This window comes from Enterobacter sp. SENG-6 (assembly GCF_001605945.1).
Classification (GTDB): Bacteria; Pseudomonadota; Gammaproteobacteria; order Enterobacterales; family Enterobacteriaceae; genus Enterobacter; species Enterobacter cloacae.
This window is the reverse complement of the sequence record NZ_LOMM01000078.1, coordinates 108,148-133,206: the sequence shown is the minus strand read 5'-3', so window position 1 is coordinate 133,206 and position 25,059 is coordinate 108,148. Positions and strand designations below refer to the sequence as shown.

The window sequence follows — 25,059 nt, the reverse complement described above, 5'->3', positions numbered from 1 at the left end:
AATGAGAAGATAAAAATCTGTAATTGCCAGCCCGCCTTTCCGCGTTAAAAATTTGCTGCGTCTAAGCAGTGAATGTTTCTTTTATCTCAGCAACACATACCCCTACAAAAGGCCTAATAATTATGAAGATAAAGAACCTTACCCTAACGCTCTGCACTACTCTCCTCCTTGCAAGCTTTGCAGGACATGCCAAAGAGGTCAAAATTGGCATGGCGATTGACGACCTGCGTCTGGAGCGCTGGCAAAAAGATCGCGATATTTTTGTTAAAAAAGCGGAATCACTTGGCGCAAGTGTGTTTGTGCAGTCTGCAAATGGCAACGAAGAAACGCAGATGTCGCAAATTGAGAATATGATTAACCGTGGCGTTGATGTACTGGTCATTATCCCTTATAACGGCCAGGTATTAAGTAACGTCGTGAAAGAAGCGAAGCAAGAAGGGATTAAAGTTCTGGCGTATGACCGCATGATTAATAATGCGGACATTGATTATTATATTTCGTTCGACAATGAAAAAGTGGGCGAACTGCAGGCAAAAAGCCTGGTCGATAAAGTGCCGCAGGGCAATTATTTCCTGATGGGCGGCTCACCGGTGGATAACAACGCCAAATTGTTCCGCGAAGGTCAGATGAAAGTCCTCAAGCCGTATATCGACAGCGGCAAGATTAAAGTGGTTGGCGATCAGTGGGCGGACGGCTGGTTGCCTGAAAACGCGCTGAAAATTATGGAAAACGCGCTAACCGCGAATAACAACAAAATTGATGCCGTCGTCGCCTCCAACGACGCCACCGCCGGGGGTGCCATTCAGGCGCTGAGCGCGCAGGGGCTGGCCGGGAAAGTGGCCATTTCAGGCCAGGATGCGGATCTCGCCGGTGTAAAACGCATCATTGCGGGCACCCAGACCATGACGGTGTATAAGCCCATCACTGAACTGGCCAACACGGCTGCAGAGATCGCCGTAGAGCTGGGGAACGGTAAACAACCGAAAGCCGACGCGACGCTGAACAACGGTCTGAAAGATGTGCCGGCACGCCTGCTCACGCCAATTGAAGTCAATAAAGAGAACATTGACGCCACCGTTATCAAAGACGGTTTCCACAAGAAGAGTGAACTGTAATCCAGCGCAGCCCCTGCCCTGCGGGGGCGCATCGACTTGTACTGTTTTTACCTCGGGTCATGTGGAGCAGTTATGCCTTATTTACTTGAAATGAAGAGCATCACCAAGCGTTTTGGCGCGGTGAAAGCGGTCGATAACGTGAGCCTGCGGCTAAATCCTGGTGAAGTGGTTTCGCTCTGCGGCGAAAACGGTTCGGGTAAGTCGACGCTGATGAAAGTGTTGTGCGGGATCTATCCGCATGGCAGCTACGAAGGTGAAATTGTCTTTGCCGGCGAGGTCATTCAGGCCACCCACATTCGCGATACTGAACGTAAGGGTATCGCCATCATTCACCAGGAGCTGGCGCTGGTGAAGCATCTCACCGTGCTGGAGAACATTTTCCTCGGGGCCGAAATTTCGCGCCACGGCGTGCTGGATTACGACACCATGACGCTACGCTGTGAAAAACTGCTGGCGCAGGTCAGTCTGGCCATTTCGCCGGATACCCGCGTGGGAGACCTGGGTCTGGGGCAGCAACAGCTGGTTGAAATCGCTAAGGCGCTGAACAAACAGGTCAGGCTGCTGATCCTCGACGAACCCACGGCCTCTCTAACCGAACAGGAAACGGCCGTCCTGCTGGATATCATCCGCGATCTGCAAAATCACGGTATCGCCTGCATCTACATTTCTCACAAACTCAACGAGGTCAAAGCCATTTCGGACACCATCTGCGTGATCCGCGATGGTCAACACATCGGCACACGCGAAGCCGAAGGCATGAGCGAGGATGACATCATCACCATGATGGTGGGCCGCGAACTGACGGCGCTCTACCCGAATGAACCTCACACAACGGGTGATGAAGTGTTACGCGTAGAAAACCTGACCGCGTGGCACCCGGTAAATCGCCATATCAAACGCGTAAACAACATCTCCTTTTCCCTGCACCGGGGTGAAATTCTCGGTGTTGCCGGGCTCGTCGGCGCCGGACGTACTGAAGCCGTGCAGTGCCTGTTCGGCGTCTGGCCAGGGCGCTGGGAAGGCACGGTTTATATTGATGGCAAGCCGGTGAAAATCCACAACTGCCAGCAGGCAATTGCCCACGGAATTGCCATGGTGCCGGAAGACCGCAAAAAAGACGGCATCGTGCCGGTGATGGCGGTGGGTAAAAACATCACGCTCGCGGCACTCGATCAGTTCTCCGGCGCGCTGAGCAGCCTTGATGATGCCGCAGAGCAGCAGTGCATTTTGCAATCTCTCGCCCGCCTCAAAGTGAAAACATCCTCACCGGAACTGGCCATTGGACGCCTGAGCGGAGGCAACCAGCAAAAAGCCATTCTGGCGCGCTGTCTGCTCCTCAATCCACGCATCTTGATCCTGGATGAGCCGACGCGCGGCATTGATATCGGTGCAAAGTACGAAATCTACAAACTGATTAATCAGCTTGTACAGCAAGGGATCGCCGTCATTGTCATCTCCTCTGAATTACCCGAAGTGCTCGGCCTGAGCGACCGTGTGCTGGTCATGCACGAGGGCAAACTGAAAGCCAATCTGATTAACCAGAACCTGACGCAGGAGCAGGTGATGGAAGCCGCTTTAAGGAGCGAACGTCATGTCGAAAAGCAATCCGTCTGATATCAAAGTCGCTGTTCAGACGCCCGGCGCATTCGCGGGGTTAAAAGCGCTGAACCTGCAGGTATTCGTGATGATCGCGGCCATTATCGCCATCATGCTGTTTTTTACCTGGATGACCGATGGCTCCTACCTGAGCGCGCGTAACGTCTCTAACCTGCTGCGCCAGACTGCCATCACCGGCATTCTGGCTGTGGGCATGGTCTTCGTCATTATTTCGGCGGAAATCGACCTGTCGGTGGGGTCGATGATGGGCCTGCTCGGCGGCGTCGCGGCCATTTTTGACGTCTGGCTCGGCTGGCCGCTGCCGCTGACCGTGGCGGTGACGCTGATATTAGGTCTGGTGCTGGGTGCCTGGAATGGCTGGTGGGTTGCCTACCGGAAGGTCCCGTCGTTCATTGTTACTCTGGCAGGAATGCTGGCCTTCCGCGGCGTATTGATTGGCATCACCAACGGCACCACCGTCTCTCCCACCAGCGCCGCCATGTCACAGATTGGTCAGAGCTACCTCTCCGACAGCGTGGGCTTTACCATCGGCGTGGTCGGGCTGCTGGCGTTCGTGGCCTGGCAATGGCGTGGCCGTATGCGCCGTCAGTCGCTGGGGCTGGCCTCCTCCCCATCAACATCCGTGGTGGGACGTCAGGCACTGACTGCGGTGATCGTGCTCGGCGCGATTTGGCTCCTGAATGACTATCGCGGCGTGCCTACGCCAGTTCTCCTGCTGGCCCTCCTGCTGCTGGGCGGCATGTTTATGGCCACGCGCACCGCGTTTGGCCGCCGTATTTACGCCATCGGCGGTAACCTTGAGGCCGCCCGTCTGTCGGGCATTAACGTAGAGCGCACCAAACTGGCGGTCTTTGCCATTAACGGCCTGATGGTTGCTATCGCAGGGTTGATCCTCAGCTCGCGTCTCGGGGCGGGCTCCCCGTCTGCCGGGAACATTGCCGAGCTGGATGCTATCGCCGCCTGCGTCATTGGCGGTACCAGCCTCGCAGGCGGTGTCGGCAGCGTGGCGGGCGCGGTGATGGGGGCATTTATCATGGCTTCGTTGGATAACGGGATGAGTATGATGGACGTCCCGACGTTTTGGCAGTATATCGTCAAGGGGGCCATTCTTTTGCTGGCAGTCTGGATGGACTCTGCCACCAAGCGGCGTACCTGATAACCGTATTGTGACTTATTTGGGAAGCGAGCCATGTTTGAAAAGCGTCACCGCATTACGTTGTTATTCAATGCCAACAAAGCTTACGACCGACAGGTGGTAGAGGGCGTTGGTGAATATTTGCAGGCGTCGCAATCTGAGTGGGATATCTTTATCGAAGAGGATTTCCGCACCCGACTCGAGAACATCAAAGACTGGCTGGGCGATGGCATCATCGCTGACTATGACGACCCGGTCATTGAGCAGTTACTGACTGACGTCGACGTCCCGATTGTGGGCGTCGGCGGCTCTTACCATTCGCCCGAGCACTATCCTCCCGTCCACTATATCGCCACCGATAACCATGCGCTGGTCGAAAGCGCGTTTCTGCATTTAAAGGAGAAAGGCGTCCATCGCTTTGCGTTCTATGGTTTACCAGCCTCCAGCGGCAAGCGCTGGGCCGTTGAGCGCGAACACGCCTTTTGTCAGCTTGTCGCCCAGGAGAAGTACCGCGGCGTGGTCTATCAGGGGCTGGAAACCGCACCGGAAAACTGGCAGCACGCGCAAAACCGTCTGGCTGACTGGCTGCAGACGCTGCCGCCGCAAACCGGCATTATTGCCGTGACGGACGCTCGCGCGCGTCACGTATTGCAGGTCTGCGAGCATTTGCACATTCCGGTGCCGGAGAAGCTGTGCGTGATTGGCATCGATAACGAAGAGCTGACCCGCTACCTTTCTCGCGTGGCCCTTTCCTCAGTGGCGCAGGGCACCCGACAGATGGGGTATCAGGCCGCAAAATTACTGCATCGTCTGCTGGATAACGAATCCCTGCCGCTTCAGCGCCTGCTGGTTCCCCCGGTCCGCGTGGTAGAACGTCGCTCAACGGATTACCGCTCCTTAAACGACCCGGCAGTCATTCAGGCGATGCACTTTATCCGCAACCACGCCTGCAAAGGTATCAAGGTCGATCAGGTGCTGGATTCCGTGGGTATTTCCCGTTCAAATCTGGAGAAGCGTTTTAAAGAGGAAGTGGGCGAAACCATTCATGCGGTCATTCACGCAGAGAAGCTGGAGAAAGCGCGCAGTTTGCTCATCTCCACGTCGCTGTCGATCAACGAAATCTCGCAGATGTGCGGCTATCCGTCGCTGCAGTATTTTTATTCGGTGTTCCGTAAAGAGTATGACAACACACCGAAAGAGTATCGGGAACGCCACAGCGAAGTCATGATGTAGAAAAGAAAACGCCTTCCAGTGGAAGGCGTTATTGGGATTACATATGGGCGGCGATAAGTCGCTGGTTATCCTGGTACATCGCAAACAGATAGTTGTTATAGCGCTGACCCTGGGTGGAATAACCTTTCAGCTTGTGGATCATCGTACTGGCCGTTACTTCCTGATCCGCTTTACGCAGCTGTGCGCGTGACTTACGGAACGACGAGTAGGCCGGATGGGTGTTCAGGTTTACCACATAGGCATTTACTGAGTCTTTCACCGATTCAAACTGCGAGTAGCCCTTCACCTTGCCCGGCGCATTTTTACAACGCCCCTTCACACACTTCATGCCGAAGAGGTTGTTGTTGTTGCGTGCCAGCTTCGAGGTGCCCCAGCCACTTTCGGCTGCAGCCATTGTCGCAACCATGCTGCCCGGGATGATGTCGACACGCTCAAGGAGCGAGTTCCACGGCACACGACGGGTGTTACCGTTCCAGCTTACCTTGTAGCGCTTTGCGATATCTTTCAGGCGCGCGCGCTCGGACGGCGTCCAGCGGCTATCGTACTGTTTGGCGATCAACCAGTTACGATCTGCCGTAATCGCGGCGTTTTGACTTGTGATGTAAGGCATTACTGTCCGGAGAAACGCTTTTTTCCTTGGTGTTCCGGAAGGGTATTTTCGCAAATCAGGAAGTGAACTACTCTTTGCACTATTGCGAGAATACTCTTGTTTACTGCTAACCTTACTGCTTGTCGTCTTTATTACGTGGGCTTTCTTACTCGTTGTATCCGTGTGCGTCTTTGCAAGCACCCCACCCGAAAATGTCGTGGTGAGTAACATGAGTATCGCGGCCCCATATCGTCGAATGGGAGTCGATATCATTAGGTCTCCTGGTCGGATATAAACATTCCAACACCTTATTTTTTTCACAAATTTGAGAGCGGAATCTCAAATCATATCAAAAATAGACTTCAAGAGCACGTATAGAAATAGTCCAATTCCGAAATTATGTCACCTGAAACGTGCTCACTTAAGCATCAATTCTGAAAATTTGTGTGCGATCTCGCAGATAACTGCCTAATTTTGCGCGGGATCACTCATCCTCTCGCGTCATCCTTGCAGAAAGCGCCGGGGGATGAGTTTTTACGCCTCACCTGATGGCACACTGGTCAAAAATGCCGCGACAGGAAGATGGAATGAAACGCACCGCCGTAGCTTTTCTGATGTTACCCGCACTGGCACACGCTGACTGGTCATCGCCGGGATTTAACGCGTTCAGCGCCGAAGGCACCGGAATATTCACCAGCCAGGCAAAGCTTGCGAAGGGTACGCGTCCTTTAACAGTGAGTTTTGACAACACGTGCTGGCAGCCAACAGAAGCGATAAAACTCAACGAGATGCTGTCGCTCAAACCGTGTGACGGCACGCCGCCGCAGTGGCGTCTGTTCCGCGACGGAGAGTACCAGATGCGTGTCGATACCCGTTCCGGCACGCCAACCCTGATGCTGACCATCAAGAGCGCAGCAGAACAACCGGTGGCAAACGTTATCCGCCAGTGCCCAAAATGGGATGGAAAACCCCTGACGCTGGAGGTGGGAAACACCTTCCCGGAAGGCTCCGTGGTGCGAGATTTCTACAGCAAACAAACCGCGACGGTGCAGCAGGGAAAAATTACCCTTCAGCCTGCCGCCAACAGCAACGGCCTGCTGCTGCTTGAGCGCGCCGAAACCGACAAACCCGCGCCGTTTAGCTGGCAAAACGCTACGGTCTATTTCGTGCTGACCGACCGCTTCGTGAATGGTGACCCCACGAATGACAATAGCTATGGCCGCCACAAAGACGGCATGCAGGAGATTGGCACTTTCCACGGCGGCGATCTGAAAGGGCTTGCGAGCAAGCTTGATTATCTGCAGCAACTAGGGGTAAACGCGCTCTGGATAAGCTCCCCGCTGGAGCAGATCCATGGCTGGGTCGGCGGTGGCACCAAAGGGGATTTCCCCCACTATGCCTACCATGGCTACTACACGCAGGACTGGACCAGGCTTGATGCCAACATGGGCACCGAAGATGATTTACGTCATCTCGTCGATGAAGCGCACAAGCGCGGCATCCGCATTCTGTTCGATATCGTCATGAACCATGTGGGCTACGCAACGCTTGCCGACATGCAGGAGTACCAGTTTGGCGCACTCTATCTGCAAGGTGATGAACTGAAGAAGACGCTGGGTGAACGCTGGACCGACTGGAAGCCGGGCACGGGACAAAGCTGGCACAGCTTTAATGATTACATCAACTTCAGCGATAAAGCCGCATGGGAAAAATGGTGGGGTAAAAAATGGATCCGCACCGATATTGGCGATTACGACAATCCGGGCTTTGATGACCTGACCATGTCGCTGGCGTTTTTACCCGACCTGAAAACGGAATCCACCACGCCGTCCGGTTTGCCAAACTTCTATCAGCACAAGCCCGATACCCAGGCAAAAGCTATCCCGGGATACACCCCGCGCGATTACCTGACCCACTGGCTCAGCCAGTGGGTACGCGAGTATGGCATTGACGGTTTCCGTGTTGATACGGCGAAACACGTGGAGCTGGCGGCCTGGCAACAGTTGAAGGACCAGGCAAGCCAGGCGCTGGCGGCCTGGAAAGGTGCTCACCCGGACAAAAAACTCGACAATGCGCCGTTCTGGATGACGGGTGAATCCTGGGGCCACGGGGTCATGCAGAGCGATTATTACCGCCACGGCTTCGATGCGATGATTAACTTCGATTATCAGGAGCAGGCGGCAAAAGCGGTGAACTGCCTGGCCGATATCGATCTGACCTGGCAGCAGATGGCGGAAAAACTGCAAAGCTTTAACGTCCTGAGCTATCTCTCTTCGCATGACACCCGCCTGTTCCGCGAAGGGGGCCAGCGCGCGGCAGAACTGCTGCTGTTAGCGCCAGGCAGCGTACAAATCTATTATGGGGATGAATCAGAGCGTCCGTTCGGGCCGACGGGTTCCGACCCTCTGCAGGGAACACGCTCGGATATGAACTGGCAGGATGTGACGGGCAAACAGGCGTTAACCGTCGCCCACTGGCAAACGCTGGGTCAGTTCCGCGCCCGCCATCCGGCGATAGGTGAAGGCAAGCAAACCACGCTTTCGCTGAAAGAGGGGTATGGATTCGTACGTGAACATGATGGCGATAAAGTGATGGTCGTTTGGGCGGGGAACCAATAGCCCCCTCATCGCGGTTTTCTCCCTCTCCCTTAGGGAGAGGGCCGGGGTGAGGGGCACTCACCAGAACTATTCACTACAAAAATCCACATCCACCACATAAAACCACAAATCCGACCACACCAGCCGATTTGCACCCGCACGGTGCTAGCGTTATGGTTACCCACTTTCAAAACAAGCTCGACAGATCACCTGCTATGACGTTTTCACTTTTCGGCGACAAATTTACCCGCCATTCAGGCATTACCCGCCTGATGGAGGACCTCAACGACGGGCTGCGCACACCGGGCGCCATCATGCTCGGCGGCGGAAACCCGGCTCAAATCCCGGAGATGAATACCTATTTCCAGACGCTGCTCGCTCAGATGCTGGAAAACGGCAAAGCAACCGATGCGCTTTGCAATTACGACGGCCCTCAGGGTAAAACCGAACTGCTGAAACTCCTCGCCGACATGCTGCGTGAAGAGCTGGGTTGGGATATCGAACCGCAGAATATTGCACTGACAAACGGCAGTCAGAGCGCGTTTTTCTACTTGTTTAACCTTTTCGCAGGACGTCGCGCCGACGGCACCACCAAAAAAGTACTGTTCCCGCTGGCACCGGAGTATATCGGCTACGCCGATTCTGGTCTGGAAGAGGATCTGTTCGTCTCCGCGCGCCCGAATATTGAGCTGCTGCCGGAAGGTCAGTTCAAATACCACGTCGATTTTGAACATCTGCACATTGGTGAAGAGACGGGCATGATCTGCGTATCACGTCCAACCAACCCAACGGGCAACGTCATCACCGACGACGAGCTGATGAAACTGGATGCGCTGGCAAATCAGCATGGCATCCCGCTGGTGATCGATAACGCCTATGGCGTGCCGTTCCCGGGTATTATCTTCAGCGAAGCACGCCCGCTGTGGAACCCGAACATCGTCCTGTGTATGAGCCTCTCCAAGCTCGGCCTGCCGGGCAGCCGCTGCGGGATCATCGTCGCCAATGAAAAAATCATCACCGCCATTACCAACATGAACGGCATTATCAGCCTTTCTCCTGGCGGTATTGGCCCGGCGATGATGTGCGAAATGATTAAACGCAACGATCTGCTGCGCCTGTCTAATGACGTGATTAAGCCGTTCTATTATCAGCGCGTTCAGGAGACGATTGCCATACTTCGCCGCTATTTACCGGAAGAACGCTGCCTGATCCACAAACCTGAAGGGGCGATTTTCCTGTGGTTGTGGTTTAAAGATCTGCCGATCACCACCGAGCTGCTTTACCAGCGCCTGAAGAAGCGAGGCGTATTGATGGTGCCGGGTGATTACTTCTTCCCGGGGCTGGACAAGCCGTGGCCGCATACGCATCAATGTATGCGCATGAACTACGTGCCCGATCCGGAAAAAATCGAAGCCGGAGTGAAAATTCTCGTCGAAGAGATCGAATTCGCCTGGCGCGAAGACGTCCAGTAAGAACCTACGCCAGATGACGCAACCGCTCGGTGCGTAATCTGGCGGGATCGACACAGCTCAGCGCGTGGGTCGGACAGGCTTCCACACAGGCCGGTCCGTCCGCGCGGTGCGCGCATAAATCGCATTTCAGCGCCTGAAGCGTATCTCCTGCCCACTGCACCTGCATCGCCCCAAACGGGCACGCCACCATACAGCGTTTACACCCAATACACCGTGCCTGCTCAACCTGCCAGGCTCCCTCGCCACGGCGAATCGCCTGCGTCGGGCAGACATTCGCGCAAGGGGCATCTTCACACTGATGGCAACCCACCGCCGTGGTGAAAGCGTCCCCTTTGACTACCCGAATGCGGGGCGTAAAGGCGTCTGTTGAGATGGCGTCCTGATGCGACACGACACACGCCACTTCGCAGGTGCGACAGCCGATGCATTTTGCCGAATCCGCCATGATGAACCGGTTCATCTGTTATCCCTCGCGCACGTTAAAACCCAGCTCTCTGGAGATCGCGTCCGCCGTTTCACGCAGAGGTGTAAGCAGATTTTTTTCGCCAATCTGCTTCATGCGGGAGGTCGACAGCGAAATTGAGATCGCATACGGCACGCGGCCATGAATATCAAACACCGGCACCGCGATACAGGAGACCCCCAGCTCGTTCTCTTCTTTGTCCATCGCCATGCTGTGCTCGCGGATTTCCGCCAGCTCGTCATACATCGCGCTCAGTTCAGTGATGGTGTTGCGGGTCAGCGGCTGGATCTGATCCCGGTGGCTTTCCCAGTAGCTCGCCACATAGTTCTGGTGACCGAATGCCATGTAGATCTTGCCCATTGCCGAGCAGTAAAGCGGCATATGCTGGCCGATATAGGCGCGCGTGCGCAGCATACCGGTGGTCGGCTCAAGCTTATAAATCAGGATCGCGTGATCGTCTTCGCGGCTGGAGAAGTTCACCGTCTCGCCGGTGGCGATATTCAGCGACTCAAGATGCGGAGCAGCCACGTGGATGATATTCAGCGACGACAGCGCCTTTTGCCCGACGGCGATAAATTTGGTGGTCAGACGATAGCTGCCCGCCGCCGGTGCCGGGGTGACGTACCCGCACGACTGCAATCCCTGCAGTAACCGGTGCACGGTGCTCTTATTCAGCCCGGCCAGTTCCGATAAATGGGCCAGAGGACAGCCGTTCGGATAGTTACTGAGGATCTCAATCAGCATCAGACCGCGAAACAAGCTCTGGCTACCTGCTGGCCTCTCTTTTTCTTGCGTCATGTCGCTCTCTTTCATGCTCATCCCATGGCTCCTTTTTATCGCGCCCTGATGGTAGCGCAAAGTGTGGTTCAGTTCACGATCTCAACAGAAAAAACACAACCATTTGATTTTAATCGATTTTGAAAATCATGAATGTCGTTGATCTGGCAAAATTTGATCGCTATATTTGAAATCAGATTTCGCATAGTGAAATTTAGCGATAAAAAAGCACTCGCACTTGCCCCTACGAAGAACAGGAGAACAGGGATGAAAGTGACATTCGAAGAGTTGAAAGCAGCGTTCAATCGGGTTCTGCTCGATCGCGGTGTAAAAGCAGAAACGGCGGATGCCTGCGCGGAGATGTTTGCCCGCACCACGGAATCTGGCGTCTATTCCCACGGCGTGAACCGCTTCCCGCGTTTTATTCAGCAACTGGACGCGGGCGACATCATTCCTGATGCCCAGCCAAAACGGGTGACCACATTAGGGGCCATCGAACAGTGGGATGCCCAACGCGCCATCGGTAACCTGACGGCGAAAAAAATGATGGATCGCGCCACCGAACTGGCCTCCGATCACGGTATCGGTCTGGTTGCGCTGCGTAACGCTAACCACTGGATGCGCGGAGGGAGCTATGGCTGGCAAGCCGCAGAGAAGGGCTACATCGGGATCTGCTGGACCAACTCCATTGCGGTGATGCCCGCGTGGGGGTCAAAAGAATGTTGCATCGGCACCAACCCGCTGATCGTGGCGATCCCCTCCTCCCCAATCACCATGGTCGATATGTCGATGTCAATGTTCTCCTACGGCATGCTGGAAGTGAACCGACTGGCCGGACGCACGTTACCGGTCGACGGCGGATTCGACGACGAGGGCAATCTGACCAAAGAGCCTGGCGTGATTGAGAAAAACCGCCGTATTCTGCCGATGGGCTACTGGAAAGGTTCCGGCTTATCGATTGTGCTCGACATGATCGCCACCCTGCTCTCTAACGGCTCCTCCGTGGCGGAAGTTACCCAGGACAACAGCGACGAGTATGGTGTGTCGCAGATCTTTATCGCCATCGAGGTCGACCGCCTGATCGACGGCCCAACCCGCGATGCCAAACTGCAGCGTATTATGGACTTCATCACCACCGCCGAGCGGGCAGACGAAAAGGTCGCTGTCCGTCTGCCGGGGCATGAATTTACGCGACTGCTTGAAGAGAACCGCCGCAACGGCATCACCATTGATGACAGCGTGTGGGCGAAAATCCAGGCGCTGTAAGGAGTGGGCCATGATATTCGGACATATTTCACAGCCAAATCCGTGTCGCCTGCCGCGGGCGATTGAAAAAGCGTTAGATTTTCTGCGTACCACGGATTTCAGCATGCTAAAGCCGGGTGTCGTTGAAATTGAGGGACACAACATCTTTGCCCAGGTGCTTGATCTCACCACCCGGGAACAGCACGAAAATCGCCCCGAAGTGCATCGCCGCTATCTTGATATTCAATTTCTGGCGTGGGGTGAAGAAAAAATCGGTATTGCTATCGATACCGGAAATAACAACATCAGCGAATCATTACTGGAACAACGGGATATTATTTTTTATCACAACAGTGAAAATGAATCGTTTATCGAAATGATACCCGGCAGTTACGCCATATTTTTCCCGCAGGATGTACACCGTCCTGCCTGTATTAAAAACAAGGAAACTGCAATTCGCAAAATTGTGGTGAAAGTGGCAATCAGCGAATTAGATTAATTTTCTGATATACCCTAAATAATTCGAGTTGCAGGAAGGCGGCAAGAGAGTGAATCTCCAGGAGCTTACATAAGTAAGTGACTGGGGTGAACGAGCGCAGCCAACGCACATGCAACTTGAAGTATGACGGGTATAAATACAGGAACGCGAAATGACCAACACCGGTTTTATTATTGGTGCGTACCCCTGCGCACCCTCGTTTCACCAGAAAGGGGAACAAGAAGAACAAACCTTCTGGCGGGAACTTTCTGACACGCCACACATTCGCGGGCTGGAACAACCCTGCCTTGAACATCTCCATCCTTATGGGGATGAATGGCTGTTCCGCCATACGCCGGGTGAATGGCAAATCGTGGTGACCGCCGTGATGGAAACCATGCGCCGCCGCGGCACAAACGGTGCGTTTGGCCTGGCCTCCGCTGATGAAGATCAGCGTAAAGCCAGCGTCGAATTTTACCGCCATCTGTGCCAGAAAATTGCTGCCGTTAACGCCCGTTTTCCTGGAAAGGTGATCGCTCTGGAAATGCAGGCCGCACCGCAGGCGGGCAATGCTTCAGTCGAGCAGGCTATCGAGGCGTTCGCCCGTTCCATTCGTGAAATCGCGGGCTGGGACTGGTCCTGCGATCTGGTGCTTGAACACTGCGATGCCATGACCGGTCCCGCACCGCGTAAGGGATTTTTACCCTTAGAGCAGGTGCTGGAGGTGATATAAGAGACAGATATCAGCATCTGTATTAACTGGGCGCGCTCAGCCATTGAAGGGCGCAACACCACGCTTCCGGTTGAGCACGTTCAGACCGCCCTTCAGGCCGGAAAACTGGCCGCGCTGATGTTCTCCGGCACCACCATCCGCGGAGAGTACGGTGAATGGCAGGATCTGCACGCACCGTTTTCATCGTACTGTGCCGACAGTTTGCTGACCACTGAACATGCAAAAGCACTCTTTACTGCGGCGAGCGCCGCAACATTGAAATTTTCCGGTATTAAATTACTGGAAATAAATGCTAATGCTGATATCAGCCATCGCATCGCTATTTTGCGAGACGGCATTAGCCAAATGAAAAAAGCAACGCAATAACAATAAAAAAATCTTATTCCGGTTACCTACACTGAGATATTAAATATGAATACGTCTACTCAAGCTCTACATGCGGACATTCCGCGCCAGCGCTGGCTAAGAATTATTCCCCCGATTCTTATCGCCTGCATTATTTCTTATATGGACCGTGTGAATATTGCTTTTGCCATGCCCGGCGGTATGGATGAAGAGTTAGGTATTTCTGCCACCATGGCAGGCCTGGCGGGTGGGATCTTCTTTATTGGCTATCTGTTTTTGCAGGTGCCTGGCGGCAAGATTGCCGTTCATGGCAGCGGGAAGAAATTTATCGGCTGGTCGCTGGTCGCCTGGGCGGTGATTTCGGTCCTGACCGGGCTCGTCACCAGTCAGTATCAACTGCTGGTGCTGCGTTTCTTACTCGGGGTAGCAGAAGGTGGGATGCTGCCGGTTGTGCTGACGATGATCAGTAACTGGTTCCCTGACGCTGAACGCGGTCGTGCCAATGCGATTGTAATTATGTTCGTCCCCATTGCCGGGATCATCACCGCGCCCCTGTCGGGCTGGATTATTACCGCACTCGACTGGCGCTGGTTGTTCATCATTGAAGGGCTGATGTCCATCTTTGTACTGGTGCTGTGGGCCTTCACGGTGTACGACCGCCCGCAGGAAGCACGCTGGATTTCTGAAGCGGAAAAAAACTATCTGGTCAAAACCCTGGCCGCAGAACAGCAGGCCATTGCCGGTAAAGAGGTGAAAAACGCCTCGCTGAGCGCGGTGCTGTCCGACAAAACCATGTGGCAGCTGATTGCCCTGAACTTCTTCTACCAGACCGGCATTTACGGTTACACCCTCTGGCTACCCACCATTCTCAAAGAGCTCACGCACACCAGCATCGGCCAGGTAGGCGTGCTCGCGATCCTGCCTTATATCGGGGCCATTGCGGGTATGTTCCTCTTCTCTTCGCTCTCTGACCGTACCGGTAAACGCAAGCTGTTTGTCTCCCTGCCGCTGATTGGTTTTGCGCTCTGCATGTTCCTCTCCGTGGCGCTGAAAGAGCATACCTGGCTGGCCTACGCCGCACTGGTGGGGTGTGGGTTCTTCCTGCAGTCGGCGGCGGGCGTGTTCTGGACCATTCCGGCACGCCTGTTCAGCGCGGAGATGGCAGGCGGTGCGCGGGGTGTGATTAACGCCCTGGGTAACCTCGGCGGGTTCTGTGGCCCTTATGCGGTCGGCGTGCTGATCACCTTGTACAGCAAAGATGCGGGAGTTTACTGCCTGGCGGTGTCACTGGCACTGGCCTCTCTACTGGCCCTGCTGCTACCGGCGAAGTGCGATGCCGGTGCGGAGCCTAACCCTACGGTGAATCCGCATAAGCGTGCGGCCTGATGCCCTCACCCCAGCCCTCTCCCACAGGGAGAGGGAGCAAGACGAGAACCCCCGCCCTCTCCCACGGGGAGAGGAAGCAAGACGAGAGAGTCAAAGATGAGTGAAAAAGAACCCTTCTGGCTGGGTATCGATTGTGGCGGTACTTATCTGAAAGCCGGTTTATATACCCGCGAGGGAAAAGAGGTCTGTATTGAACGCCGCACGGTTGCCACGCTCAGCCCGCGAGCAGGCTATGCGGAGCGGGACATGAACCAGCTGTGGCAGCAGTGTCACACCACCGTCGCTCTTCTGCTCAACAACGCCCGGGTTAGCGGCGAGCAGATCAAAGGCGTGGGCATTTCAGCGCAGGGCAAGGGGCTGTTTCTTCTCGATAAACAGGATCGTCCCCTGGGCAATGCGATGCTCTCCTCAGACCGTCGGGCACTGGACATCGTGCAGCGCTGGCAGCAGGACGGTATTCCCGAAAAACTCTATCCGCACACGCGACAGACGCTCTGGACCGGGCATCCGGCCTCTCTTCTGCGCTGGGTCAAAGAGAATGAGCCACAACGCTATCAGCAGATTGGCTGCGTGATGATGGCACACGACTACCTGCGCTGGTGCCTCACCGGCGTAAAAGGCTGCGAAGAGAGCAACATCTCTGAATCCAATCTCTACAACATGAACACCGGCCAGTACGATCCGCAGCTCACGCGCTGGCTGGGTATCAGTGAAATCGACAACGCTCTGCCGCCCGTTGTCGGTTCAGCAGAAATCTGCGGGGAAATCACCGCTCAGGCTGCCGCACTTACCGGTCTCGCGGCGGGAACCCCCGTCGTTGGAGGGCTGTTTGATGTGGTTTCCACCGCGATCTGTGCCGGACTGCACGACGAACATACGCTGAACGCCGTCATGGGCACCTGGGCCGTCACCAGCGGGATTGCCAATGCGCTTCGGGACGACGAACCGCATCCCTATGTCTATGGGCGTTACGTCCACCCGCAGCAGTACATTGTCCACGAAGCCAGCCCCACCTCTTCCGGCAACCTTGAGTGGTTGACCGCCCAGTGGGGAGAAATGTCTTTCAGTGAGATCAACCGCGCCGTGGCCAGCCTGCCGAAAGCCGAAAGCGATCTGTTCTTTCTGCCGTTTCTCTATGGCAGCAACGCCGGGCTGGAGATGACGAGCGGCTTCTACGGCATGCAGGCGCTGCACACTCGCGCGCATCTTTTACAGGCAGTTTACGAAGGCGTGGTGTTCAGCCATATGACCCATCTAAACCGCATGCTCGAACGCTTTACCGACGTACAGGCACTGCGCGTCACCGGCGGCCCGACCCACTCTGACGTATGGATGCAGATGCTGGCGGATGTCAGCGGTCTGGCGATTGCGCTGCCGCAGGTGGAAGAAACTGGCTGTTCCGGCGCGGCGCTGGCCGCCCTGGTTGGCACCGGCGTTTATCCCGATTTTTACGCAGCGCAGCACGCGCTCAGACACGACATTCGGGTCATTGAACCCGACATGCACGCCCATGCGGCCTATCAGCGCAAGTATCAGCGCTACCAGTTACTGATTTCAGCACTACAGGGTTATCACGCCCGTGTTAAGGAGCACGACCTATGAGCCGACCATTACTGCAGCTGGCGCTCGACCACACCTCACTTCAGGCTGCCCAGCGCGATGTCGCCAGGCTTTCCGATCACGTCGATATTATCGAAGCGGGCACCATTTTATGTCTGACCGAAGGGCTTAACGCCGTGCGTGCGCTGCGCGAGCAGTGTCCAGGGAAAACCCTCGTGGCGGACTGGAAGGTGGCCGACGCCGGAGAAACGCTGGCAGAGCAGGCGTTTGGCGCAGGCGCGAACTGGATGACCATCATCTGCGCCGCGCCGCTGGCCACGGTTGAAAAAGGTCACGCGGTGGCGATGCGCTGCGGTGGGGAAATTCAGATGGAGCTGTTTGGCAGCTGGACGCTGGATGATGCCCGCGCCTGGCACCGCATCGGCGTGAAGCAGGCCATCTACCACCGGGGACGCGACGCGCAGGCCAGCGGCCAGCAGTGGGGTGAGGCAGATCTCGCCCGAATGAAAGCGCTCTCCGACATTGGTTTGCAGCTGTCCGTCACCGGCGGCATCACCCCGGCCGACCTGCCGCTGTTTAAGCAGATCAACGTCAAAGCCTTTATCGCCGGTCGCGCACTGGCAGGCGCTGCCAATCCACCGCAGGTGGCCGAGGCCTTCCATTCGCAAATCCGTGACATCTGGGGAGCGTAATCATGCGTCAGCATCCGTTAGGTATTTACGAAAAAGCGCTGCCGAAATCCCTCACCTGGCCGGAGCGCCTGGTGCTGGCAAAAAGCTGTGGCTTTGATTTTGTTGAAATGTCGGTAGATGAAACGGACGAACGCCTGTCACGCCTGGCGTGGAGCACCACACAGCGTGCATCGCTGGTGGAAGCGATGCTGGAGACCGGTGTGTCGATCCCCTCCATGTGCCTGTCTGCCCACCGCCGCTTCCCGTTTGGCAGCCGGGACGAAACCGTGCGCGCCCGCGCCCGGGAGATCATGTCCAGCGCCATTAAACTGGCGCGTGATTTGGGTATTCGCACCATCCAGCTGGCCGGGTATGACGTGTATTACGAAGAGCATGATGAAGGCACCCGGCAACGCTTCGCCGAAGGGCTGGCATGGGCAGTCGAGCAGGCCGCCGCCGCACAGGTGATGGTGGCCGTTGAGATCATGGACACCGCGTTTATGAACTCCATCAGCAAATGGAAAAAGTGGGACGAGATGCTGGCCTCGCCGTGGTTTAGCGTTTACCCGGATGTCGGCAACCTCAGCGCGTGGGGTAACGATGTGGCCGCCGAACTGACGCTGGGCATTGACCGCATCGCGGCAATTCACCTGAAAGATACCCAGCCCGTCACGGCACAAAGCCCAGGACAGTTCCGCGACGTGCCCTTTGGCGAGGGCTGCGTCGATTTCGTTGGCGTGTTTAACACGCTCAATAAGCTGAACTACCGCGGCGCGTTTCTGATTGAAATGTGGACCGAAAAAGCAAAAGAGCCGGTGCTGGAGATTATCCAGGCGCGCCGCTGGATTGAAGCCCGTATGCAGGAAGGAGGCATGACATGTTAGAACAACTCAAAGCCGAGGTGCTGGCAGCCAACCTGGCACTGCCCGCCCACCAGCTGGTGACCTTCACCTGGGGTAACGTCAGCGCGGTGGATCGCGACAGCGGTCTGATGGTGATCAAACCGTCCGGCGTGGAGTATGACGTGATGACGGTGGAAGATATGGTGGTGGTGAATATCGCCACCGGTGAGGTGGTCGAGGGCAGCATGAAACCGTCGTCAGACACGCCTACCCATCTTGCGCTGTACCGTCGCTACCCGGACATTGGCGGCATCGTCCATACCCATTCCCGCCATGCCACCATCTGGTCTCAGGCAGGTCAGGATCTGCCTGCATGGGGCACGACGCACGCGGACTACTTCTACGGCGCGATCCCCTGCACGCGGCGGATGACCACGGCGGAGATCGCAGGAGACTACGAGTATCAGACCGGTGAAGTGATCATCAAAACCTTTGAAGAGCGCGACATCAGCCCCATGCAGATCCCGGCAGTGCTGGTGCACTCCCACGGACCGTTCGCCTGGGGTAAAGATGCCGCCGATGCGGTACACAACGCCGTGGTGCTGGAAGAGTGCGCGTACATGGGCCTGTTTTCGCGCCAGCTTGCGCCCCAGCTTCCGGTTATGCAGCAGGAACTGCTCGACAAACATTATCTGCGCAAGCACGGTGCGCATGCCTATTACGGGCAGTGATCAACCGGAATTAATGTGTTCCTTACAGTACCGCCGTTTCCAGACGGCGGGTGTTAACCCGGTATGCTTCGAAAATATCTGCCGGAAATACCCCACGTCGTTAAAACCGCAGCGGGTGGCCACTTCCGTTAATGACGCTGAGTCATTCAGCAGCATTTTTTCTGCCGCCCTGACGCGCTGGCGATGAATCGCCTCCGTCAGGGTTAAATGAAATGTCCGACGAAACACGCGCCCGAGGTAATCGGCATTACAGTGCAGCGATTTTGCCAGCAGCGAGGTGGAGAGCGGTAAATGAAACTGCGTGCGAATAAGCTGTTTTGCCTTCCAGGCCAGTGCTGCACCAGCCTCATCGGGGCGGTCCTCATACCCTGCTGAGAGGGATATTTGCTGCAAAATCAGTAGCAAAAGCATTTCCAGCGCCACGCTGCGCTGTAATTTTTCCTGCTCGCTGAGGAACTGGCGAAAAAGCGCAATCACCGACGGGACATCCCTCACGCAGCAATGTTGTTCAATGGTCAGCGGAGAAGCCTCCGGCAAAGCAGAAGGCCCAGGTTTCACCTCAAAATGCAGCCAGTAGAATCGCAGATCGGCCGGAAAATCTTCTGTACCCACATGCCGCCGCTTCGGCCAGAGCAATAAACTCTCCCCCGCCTTCACCTCAAAAAGACGGTTCTCCTCCTGGATCGTTAATGTCCCCTTTTCGACGAAAATGATTTCCCACGACGTTAATTTACGCGCCGGGTGGCGACCCACACCCCGCGAAATAAACAATCCGCCGTTTTGCACTTTAATCGGAAGCGCTATGGATAATTCGAGCATGGATATTCACCATTCCGCTTTTATTGCCGCATTTAATTGACTTATCCATTGATTATTAACAATTAACGTTATAGCTGCCCGATCAAACTCACACTTTCTTCATCAGGTCGGAATCGTCATCTTTTTATACTTTTCCCTTCCCTTGTTGCCCTTTGCGTTCAGTGCAGAATGAATGAGGTACCTTGCACAAATACGATAAAAATCGATTACCGAGGAGTTATCTCATGACTTCCACACCGATTACCGAGTCTGACGTTGCACAACGGGTGAGAGAAGAACGTTTGTCCGTTCGCGAGAAAATTGGCTACGGCCTGGGCGACGCGGGCGGCACGGTCATTACCTGTCTGATAATGAATTTCCTGACCTTTTTCTATACCGATATTTTTGGCCTGACCCCGGCGCTTGTCGGCACGCTGTTTATTGCCCTGCGCGTATTTGACGCGATTTCTGACCCTGTCATGGGCGTAATTGCTGACCGCACCCAAAGCCGATGGGGGCGCTTTCGTCCCTGGCAGCTGTGGGTGGCATTCCCTATTGGCATCATCGGCGTGCTGACCTTCACCGTACCTGAAGCCAGCATGGGCGTGAAAATTGCGTGGGCATTCGGCACCTACCTGCTGCTGTCCGTCGGCTATACCGCCATCAACGTGCCCTACTGCGCGCTGATCAACACCATGACCACCCGCCACAGCGAGGTCATTTCCTGCCAGTCATGGCGCTTTGTGCTGTGCGGCGTTGCGGGATTTTTGGTCTCCGTCGGCCTGCCGTGGCTGGTGGCAGCGCTGGGGCAAGGCAACGCCGCCCGGGGTTATCAGCTGGGCGTTGGCGTCCTGTGCACCCTCGCCGTGGTGATGTTTCTCTGCTGCTTCTTCTGGGTCCGTGAACGCGTCCCACTGGCGCTGATGGGTAAATTCACCCTGCGCGAACACCTGGCAGGGCTGCGTAAAAATGACCAGCTGCTGCTGATGCTGGTGATGTCGTTTTTGCTGATCAACGTCTTCAATATCCGTGGCGGCGGATACATGTACTTCATCACCTATGTGCTTCAGGGCAGCACCGCCTACACCTCGCTGTTTTTCACCATGGTGACCTTCGCAGCGATCCTCGGGGCGGTGATCGTCAGCCCCCTCTCTCGCCGTATTGATACGGTCAAACTCTACTACTACACCAACCTGGTGCTCGCCGCGATCGCGGCTGGCATGTGGTTCCTGCCCGGCGGCCCGGCGCATCAGACGCTCTGGCTGATCGTAATTCTGAGTAACGGCGTCATCCTGGGCTTTACCCTGCCGCTGCACTTCTCGCTGATGGCTTTTGCCGACGACTACGGCGAGTGGAAGACCGGCGTGCGATCGTCGGGCATGAACTTCGCCTTCAACCTGTTTTTCATCAAGCTGGCGTGGGCCTCCAGCGCCGGGATCATCAGCCTGGTGTTTATCGCCGTCGCCTATCAGCCGGGAGCGGGTAACCAGACGCCCGCCTCGCTGCAGGGCATTACCGCCATGGAGACGCTGCTCCCTGCCCTTTTCCACCTGCTGCTGGCGGTCTCAATCCGCTGGTGCAGACTCAACAATCCGATGATGTCGCGCATTGCCACCGATTTGCGCCAGCGTCATGTACCGTCCTGAGGAGAACGTGATGTCCATAATGGAAGCCGACCTGCATAACCTGAAAATCAACGATCCGTTTCTTGGCCAGTATCAGCGGCTGGTGCGTGATGTGGTCATCCCCTATCAGTGGGATGCGCTCAACGATCGCGTGGCAGAAGCCGAGCCCAGTCATGCCATCACCAACTTCCGCATTGCGGCAGGTCTTGAAGAAGGTGAGTTCTACGGCATGGTATTTCAGGACAGTGACGTGGCGAAATGGCTGGAAGCCGTGGCGTGGTCGCTGTGTCAGAAACCCGATGCTGAACTGGAAAAAACCGCCGATGAGGTGATTGAACTGATCGCCGCGGCGCAGTGTGAAGATGGTTATCTCAATACGTACTTCACCGTCAAAGCGCCCGACGAACGCTGGACAAATCTGGCCGAGTGCCACGAGCTTTACTGCGCCGGGCATATGATCGAAGCTGGCGTGGCGTATTTTCAGGGCACCGGAAAACGCCGACTGCTGGAGGTGGTGTGTAAACTGGCAGATCATATCGACACCGTTTTCGGCCCCCGGGAAGGCCAGCTTCACGGCTATCCGGGACACCCGGAAATCGAGCTGGCCCTGATGCGGCTGTACGACGTTACTGAGGAGCCACGCTACCTGAACCTGGTGAAATACTTCATCGAGGCGCGCGGTACGCAGCCTCACTTCTATGATATCGAATACGAGAAGCGCGGCAGAACATCGTACTGGCACACCTACGGCCCGGCATGGATGGTCAAGGACAAAGCTTACAGCCAGGCGCATCAACCGCTTGCTGAACAACAAACAGCGATTGGCCATGCGGTGCGTTTTGTCTACCTGATGGCGGGTATGGCACACCTGGCTCGTCTGAGCAAAGACGACGCAAAACGTCAGGACTGCTTACGCCTGTGGAACAACATGGCGCAGCGCCAGTTGTACATTACCGGCGGGATTGGTTCGCAAAGTAGCGGTGAAGCCTTCAGTAGCGATTACGATCTGCCCAACGATACGGTGTATGCCGAAAGCTGCGCCTCGATTGGCCTGATGATGTTTGCCCGTCGGATGCTGGAGATGGAAGCGGATAGCCGCTACGCCGACGTGATGGAGCGCGCCCTGTACAACACGGTGCTGGGCGGCATGGCGCTGGACGGTAAACATTTCTTCTATGTTAACCCGCTGGAAGTGCACCCCAGGACGCTGGCCTTTAACCACATCTATGACCACGTCAAACCGGTTCGTCAGCGCTGGTTCGGCTGCGCCTGTTGCCCGCCGAATATCGCCCGCGTGCTGACGTCGCTGGGGCATTACATTTACACCGTTCGCCCGGATGCGCTTTTCATTAATCTCTACGTAGGGAATGAGGTCACCATCCCTGTGGGCAATGAGACGCTTAAGCTGCGGATCAGCGGTAATTATCCGTGGCAGGAAGAGGTCAACATTGAGATCGTCTCGCCCGTACCGGTGACGCACACCCTGGCCCTGCGACTGCCGGACTGGTGCGCAAATCCTCACGTGTCGCTGAACGGAGAAGGCATGACGGGCGAGGTATCACGGGGCTATCTTCACCTCACCCGTCGCTGGCAGGAGGGCGATACGCTCACGCTAACCTTACCGATGCCGGTCCGCCGCGTGTACGGTCACCCACAGGTTCGTCAGCAGGCCGGAAAGGTCGCGCTGCAGCGCGGTCCGCTGGTCTACTGCCTGGAAGAAGCCGACAATGGCGCCAACCTGCATAATCTTGCCCTGCCTGCCAACAGTGAATTCCGGGTTTTCGAGGGTAAAGGAATTTTCGCTCATAAGATGCTGATTCAGGCGGAAGGTGTCACGCATGACGCCGCAGAAGCGGGATCGGAGGCGTTATGGCAGTACGACCGTCCTGCGGTGCAACGTCAACCCAAAACGTTGACCTTTATTCCGTGGTTTAGCTGGGCTAACCGGGGAGAAGGGGAAATGCGCATTTGGGTGGATGAGGGCTGAATATCTGCGGCCTGATGCCCTCACCCCAACCCTCTCCCACGGGAGAGGGATCGTTAAGGCAGCACGCGACGCGCTGCCTCAGCAAGAAAAGCGCTTCGGTTACTAAACTGCGGATGCTCATTCACAAAAGAATCAATTTTCACCAGCAATCGACGAGGCAGGGTGATATTGATACGCTCGGCCTTACCGTCGAATTGCTTCATATTGATATCTACAAGCAACCATTGTCCGCCGATAAAATCACCCGGTGTGGCTTCAAGATGTGCTTCAACATTGCCAGGGAGAGGTAACTCTTCATCCATTTCAAATAGCGCTTCGAAGTGAGCTGTCAGTGCATCACGTGCATCCTGAAAAGCATCATCCAGAGAATTGCCGGCAAAAAAACAACCAGGAACGTCAGGAAAAAAACCGCTGGCGCTACCGTCGGGATCAGAATGAATGTAAGCCGGATAAAACATAACTACTCCTGATATCAGTGTTTGATTCCCGCCTGCCGCCAGATTTGCGCGAGGGTGCCGGGTTTTATGTCCTTTTTGGGATGTGGAACGGTCACCAACCCCGCATGTACTGGGTGGCGAAACTGATGATGGCTTCCTTTCGTTCTTACACATTTCCAGCCATGCCTGACCAGAACAGTAATGACATCCGCACTTTTCACATTCCAATCCTTCCATGATTATACACATCATACACACCATCGCTACTGGTGCAGATGACAATAGACGAAAGGAAATGCAAACGCAGCCGGGTTTTGTCTGAACAGGAAGGAGCAACGCAAAAAGAAAGGCGGAACAGGTTAATTGCAGATCAAAATACAGGCGCTATCACAACGCCGGGTAAGGCGAAGCCGCCACCCGGCTTTACAGCATCAGAAGCGCCAGCTCAGCCCGGTCATCAGCGCGAAGCTGTCGTCGCGGTCGATCATCGGGCTGTTCTTCACGTCGTCAGGCAATACGGTATAAACCGCGCTGGCGTTAAGGAACAGGTTCTGGGTTAACTGATATTTTGCCGCCAGACCCACGTATGGCGTCCAGCTGTCACCGGCGGCGTATTCATTGAGACCTGAGCGGCGAGACTCGCTGCCGGAAACCCCGTAGTAGTAGTCGTTATAGCTCTCGTCACTGTAGAAAATGCCCACAGATGGCGTCAGCGTGAGGCGTTCCATGCGGATGGGGCGGAAGTAGGAAATCTCACCGACTACGCCACCGCTTTCATCCATCGCATCGCCGGAAACGGCCACTTTCAGCGAGCCCCAGTTTTCATGGCGGTAATAGGCGCCCCCCAGGAAAGCAGACGCTTTACGCTCATCCAGATGTTTCATCTGAGGGTCGTCGTTATCGTCGGGATCAAAATGCAGCGGCATCCACGACGCGGTCAGGCTAAATTCATTTTTTTCGTCTTTCCACAGGATCCATCCACCTGTGGTCTGGCGCACATAGAATCGGTCACCTTCATAGCTAATTAACGGAACCGCGGTGGTATTTTCATTATACCCTTTATAAGGTGACTCATTAAATACAGCCCCCGCGCCAAGTGAAAAGTCACCGGCCATTGCGGATGAGGTCGCAAATAACGTGGCAGCGATGAGTAAATTGTTTTTAATAGTCATTCCATGTAATCCATTTAAACGCCGAACAAGCGAGGCGAATAATAATGGTTA

At 55.5% G+C, this 25,059-nt stretch carries 22 protein-coding genes and 1 pseudogene; 16 read left to right on the top strand and 7 right to left on the bottom strand.

Annotation, left to right across the window (positions count from 1 at the left end):
* Positions 1 to 122: 122 nt before the first annotated feature.
* The 4 genes from xylF (at position 123) to xylR (ending at position 5,100) form a co-directional block, all read left to right on the top strand.
* The gene (gene xylF, locus AX755_RS23940; RefSeq protein ID WP_013094963.1) at positions 123 to 1,115 is read left to right on the top strand and encodes a D-xylose ABC transporter substrate-binding protein; all 993 of its coding nucleotides are present in this window, start codon (positions 123 to 125) and stop codon (positions 1,113 to 1,115) included.
* 72 nt (positions 1,116 to 1,187) lie between these two features.
* Positions 1,188 to 2,729 carry a xylose ABC transporter ATP-binding protein gene (locus AX755_RS23935; RefSeq protein WP_062857591.1) on the top strand — a complete coding sequence of 514 codons (1,542 nt, stop codon included), beginning with the start codon at positions 1,188 to 1,190 and terminating at the stop codon, positions 2,727 to 2,729.
* Positions 2,707 to 3,888: a xylose ABC transporter permease XylH gene (gene xylH / locus AX755_RS23930; protein WP_047024124.1), complete on the top strand. Its 1,182-nt coding sequence runs from the start codon at positions 2,707 to 2,709 to the stop codon at positions 3,886 to 3,888. Before AX755_RS23935 ends, xylH begins: the two co-directional genes overlap by 23 nt.
* A gap of 33 nt (positions 3,889 to 3,921) precedes the next feature.
* Positions 3,922 to 5,100, top strand: coding sequence for a D-xylose utilization transcriptional activator XylR (gene xylR, locus AX755_RS23925; protein WP_062857590.1), 1,179 nt, complete (start codon positions 3,922 to 3,924; stop codon positions 5,098 to 5,100).
* A 37-nt stretch (positions 5,101 to 5,137) separates the two neighbouring features.
* Here the strand turns inward: xylR and AX755_RS23920 are convergent, their stop codons facing one another.
* Complete coding sequence (locus AX755_RS23920; RefSeq protein WP_014830204.1) at positions 5,138 to 5,962, bottom strand: protein bax; 825 nt, start codon at positions 5,960 to 5,962, stop codon at positions 5,138 to 5,140.
* A 314-nt stretch (positions 5,963 to 6,276) separates the two neighbouring features.
* On the opposite strand from AX755_RS23920, the gene AX755_RS23915 reads away from it, so the two are divergent.
* Both AX755_RS23915 and avtA read left to right on the top strand, forming a co-directional pair.
* Entirely contained in the window at positions 6,277 to 8,307 is a 2,031-nt protein-coding gene (locus AX755_RS23915; protein WP_062857589.1) for an alpha-amylase, read from the top strand.
* Between the two features lie 194 nt (positions 8,308 to 8,501).
* Positions 8,502 to 9,758 (top strand): valine--pyruvate transaminase, encoded by a 1,257-nt coding sequence (gene avtA, locus AX755_RS23910; RefSeq protein ID WP_062857588.1) that lies wholly within the window; start codon positions 8,502 to 8,504, stop codon positions 9,756 to 9,758.
* Positions 9,759 to 9,762: 4 nt separating this feature from the next.
* On the opposite strand, the gene AX755_RS23905 is transcribed toward avtA, so the two are convergent.
* Both AX755_RS23905 and yiaJ read right to left on the bottom strand, forming a co-directional pair.
* A complete protein-coding gene (locus AX755_RS23905) occupies positions 9,763 to 10,218 on the bottom strand; it encodes a 4Fe-4S dicluster domain-containing protein (RefSeq protein ID WP_013094956.1) in 456 nt (151 codons plus the stop codon).
* 3 nt (positions 10,219 to 10,221) lie between these two features.
* Positions 10,222 to 11,040 carry an IclR family transcriptional regulator YiaJ gene (gene yiaJ, locus AX755_RS23900; RefSeq protein ID WP_062857587.1) on the bottom strand — a complete coding sequence of 273 codons (819 nt, stop codon included), beginning with the start codon at positions 11,038 to 11,040 and terminating at the stop codon, positions 10,222 to 10,224.
* 225 nt (positions 11,041 to 11,265) lie between these two features.
* Between yiaJ and yiaK the strand changes: the two genes are divergently transcribed.
* The 8 genes and pseudogenes from yiaK to araD all read left to right on the top strand — a co-directional run bounded on the left by yiaK (position 11,266) and on the right by araD (position 18,989).
* The gene (gene yiaK / locus AX755_RS23895) at positions 11,266 to 12,264 is read left to right on the top strand and encodes a 3-dehydro-L-gulonate 2-dehydrogenase (RefSeq protein WP_062857586.1); all 999 of its coding nucleotides are present in this window, start codon (positions 11,266 to 11,268) and stop codon (positions 12,262 to 12,264) included.
* Between the two features lie 10 nt (positions 12,265 to 12,274).
* Entirely contained in the window at positions 12,275 to 12,742 is a 468-nt protein-coding gene (locus AX755_RS23890) for a YhcH/YjgK/YiaL family protein (protein ID WP_045901943.1), read from the top strand.
* A 151-nt stretch (positions 12,743 to 12,893) separates the two neighbouring features.
* Positions 12,894 to 13,820, top strand: a pseudogene (locus AX755_RS23885) (DUF4862 family protein).
* A gap of 45 nt (positions 13,821 to 13,865) precedes the next feature.
* Complete coding sequence (locus AX755_RS23880; protein ID WP_062857585.1) at positions 13,866 to 15,185, top strand: MFS transporter; 1,320 nt, start codon at positions 13,866 to 13,868, stop codon at positions 15,183 to 15,185.
* Between the two features lie 96 nt (positions 15,186 to 15,281).
* Positions 15,282 to 16,787, top strand: coding sequence for an FGGY-family carbohydrate kinase (locus tag AX755_RS23875; protein ID WP_062857584.1), 1,506 nt, complete (start codon positions 15,282 to 15,284; stop codon positions 16,785 to 16,787).
* Entirely contained in the window at positions 16,784 to 17,437 is a 654-nt protein-coding gene (ulaD, locus tag AX755_RS23870; RefSeq protein WP_062857583.1) for a 3-keto-L-gulonate-6-phosphate decarboxylase UlaD, read from the top strand. The genes AX755_RS23875 and ulaD overlap by 4 nt, the downstream gene beginning before the upstream one ends.
* A 2-nt stretch (positions 17,438 to 17,439) precedes the next feature.
* Positions 17,440 to 18,300 (top strand): L-ribulose-5-phosphate 3-epimerase, encoded by an 861-nt coding sequence (locus AX755_RS23865; protein ID WP_020686527.1) that lies wholly within the window; start codon positions 17,440 to 17,442, stop codon positions 18,298 to 18,300.
* Entirely contained in the window at positions 18,294 to 18,989 is a 696-nt protein-coding gene (gene araD, locus AX755_RS23860; protein ID WP_062857582.1) for an L-ribulose-5-phosphate 4-epimerase, read from the top strand. The genes AX755_RS23865 and araD overlap by 7 nt, the downstream gene beginning before the upstream one ends.
* Here the strand turns inward: araD and AX755_RS23855 are convergent, their stop codons facing one another.
* Positions 18,990 to 19,808 carry a helix-turn-helix domain-containing protein gene (locus AX755_RS23855; protein WP_020686525.1) on the bottom strand — a complete coding sequence of 273 codons (819 nt, stop codon included), beginning with the start codon at positions 19,806 to 19,808 and terminating at the stop codon, positions 18,990 to 18,992.
* A 224-nt stretch (positions 19,809 to 20,032) separates the two neighbouring features.
* Here AX755_RS23855 and AX755_RS23850 point away from each other — a divergent pair, with 224 nt between their 5' ends.
* Positions 20,033 to 21,433, top strand: coding sequence for an MFS transporter (locus AX755_RS23850; protein ID WP_020686524.1), 1,401 nt, complete (start codon positions 20,033 to 20,035; stop codon positions 21,431 to 21,433).
* A gap of 10 nt (positions 21,434 to 21,443) precedes the next feature.
* Positions 21,444 to 23,399, top strand: coding sequence for a glycoside hydrolase family 127 protein (locus AX755_RS23845; RefSeq protein ID WP_062857581.1), 1,956 nt, complete (start codon positions 21,444 to 21,446; stop codon positions 23,397 to 23,399).
* 53 nt (positions 23,400 to 23,452) lie between these two features.
* Here AX755_RS23845 and AX755_RS23840 read toward each other — a convergent pair whose 3' ends face one another.
* From AX755_RS23840 to AX755_RS23835, 3 genes are all read right to left on the bottom strand, one after another.
* Complete coding sequence (locus AX755_RS23840) at positions 23,453 to 23,857, bottom strand: type II toxin-antitoxin system HicB family antitoxin (RefSeq protein WP_013094943.1); 405 nt, start codon at positions 23,855 to 23,857, stop codon at positions 23,453 to 23,455.
* Between the two features lie 14 nt (positions 23,858 to 23,871).
* Positions 23,872 to 24,057 (bottom strand): type II toxin-antitoxin system HicA family toxin, encoded by a 186-nt coding sequence (locus tag AX755_RS25035; protein WP_071843252.1) that lies wholly within the window; start codon positions 24,055 to 24,057, stop codon positions 23,872 to 23,874.
* A 210-nt stretch (positions 24,058 to 24,267) separates the two neighbouring features.
* Positions 24,268 to 25,008, bottom strand: a complete 741-nt coding sequence (locus tag AX755_RS23835; protein WP_013094942.1) for a MipA/OmpV family protein — start codon at positions 25,006 to 25,008, stop codon at positions 24,268 to 24,270.
* Positions 25,009 to 25,059 lie beyond the last annotated feature (51 nt).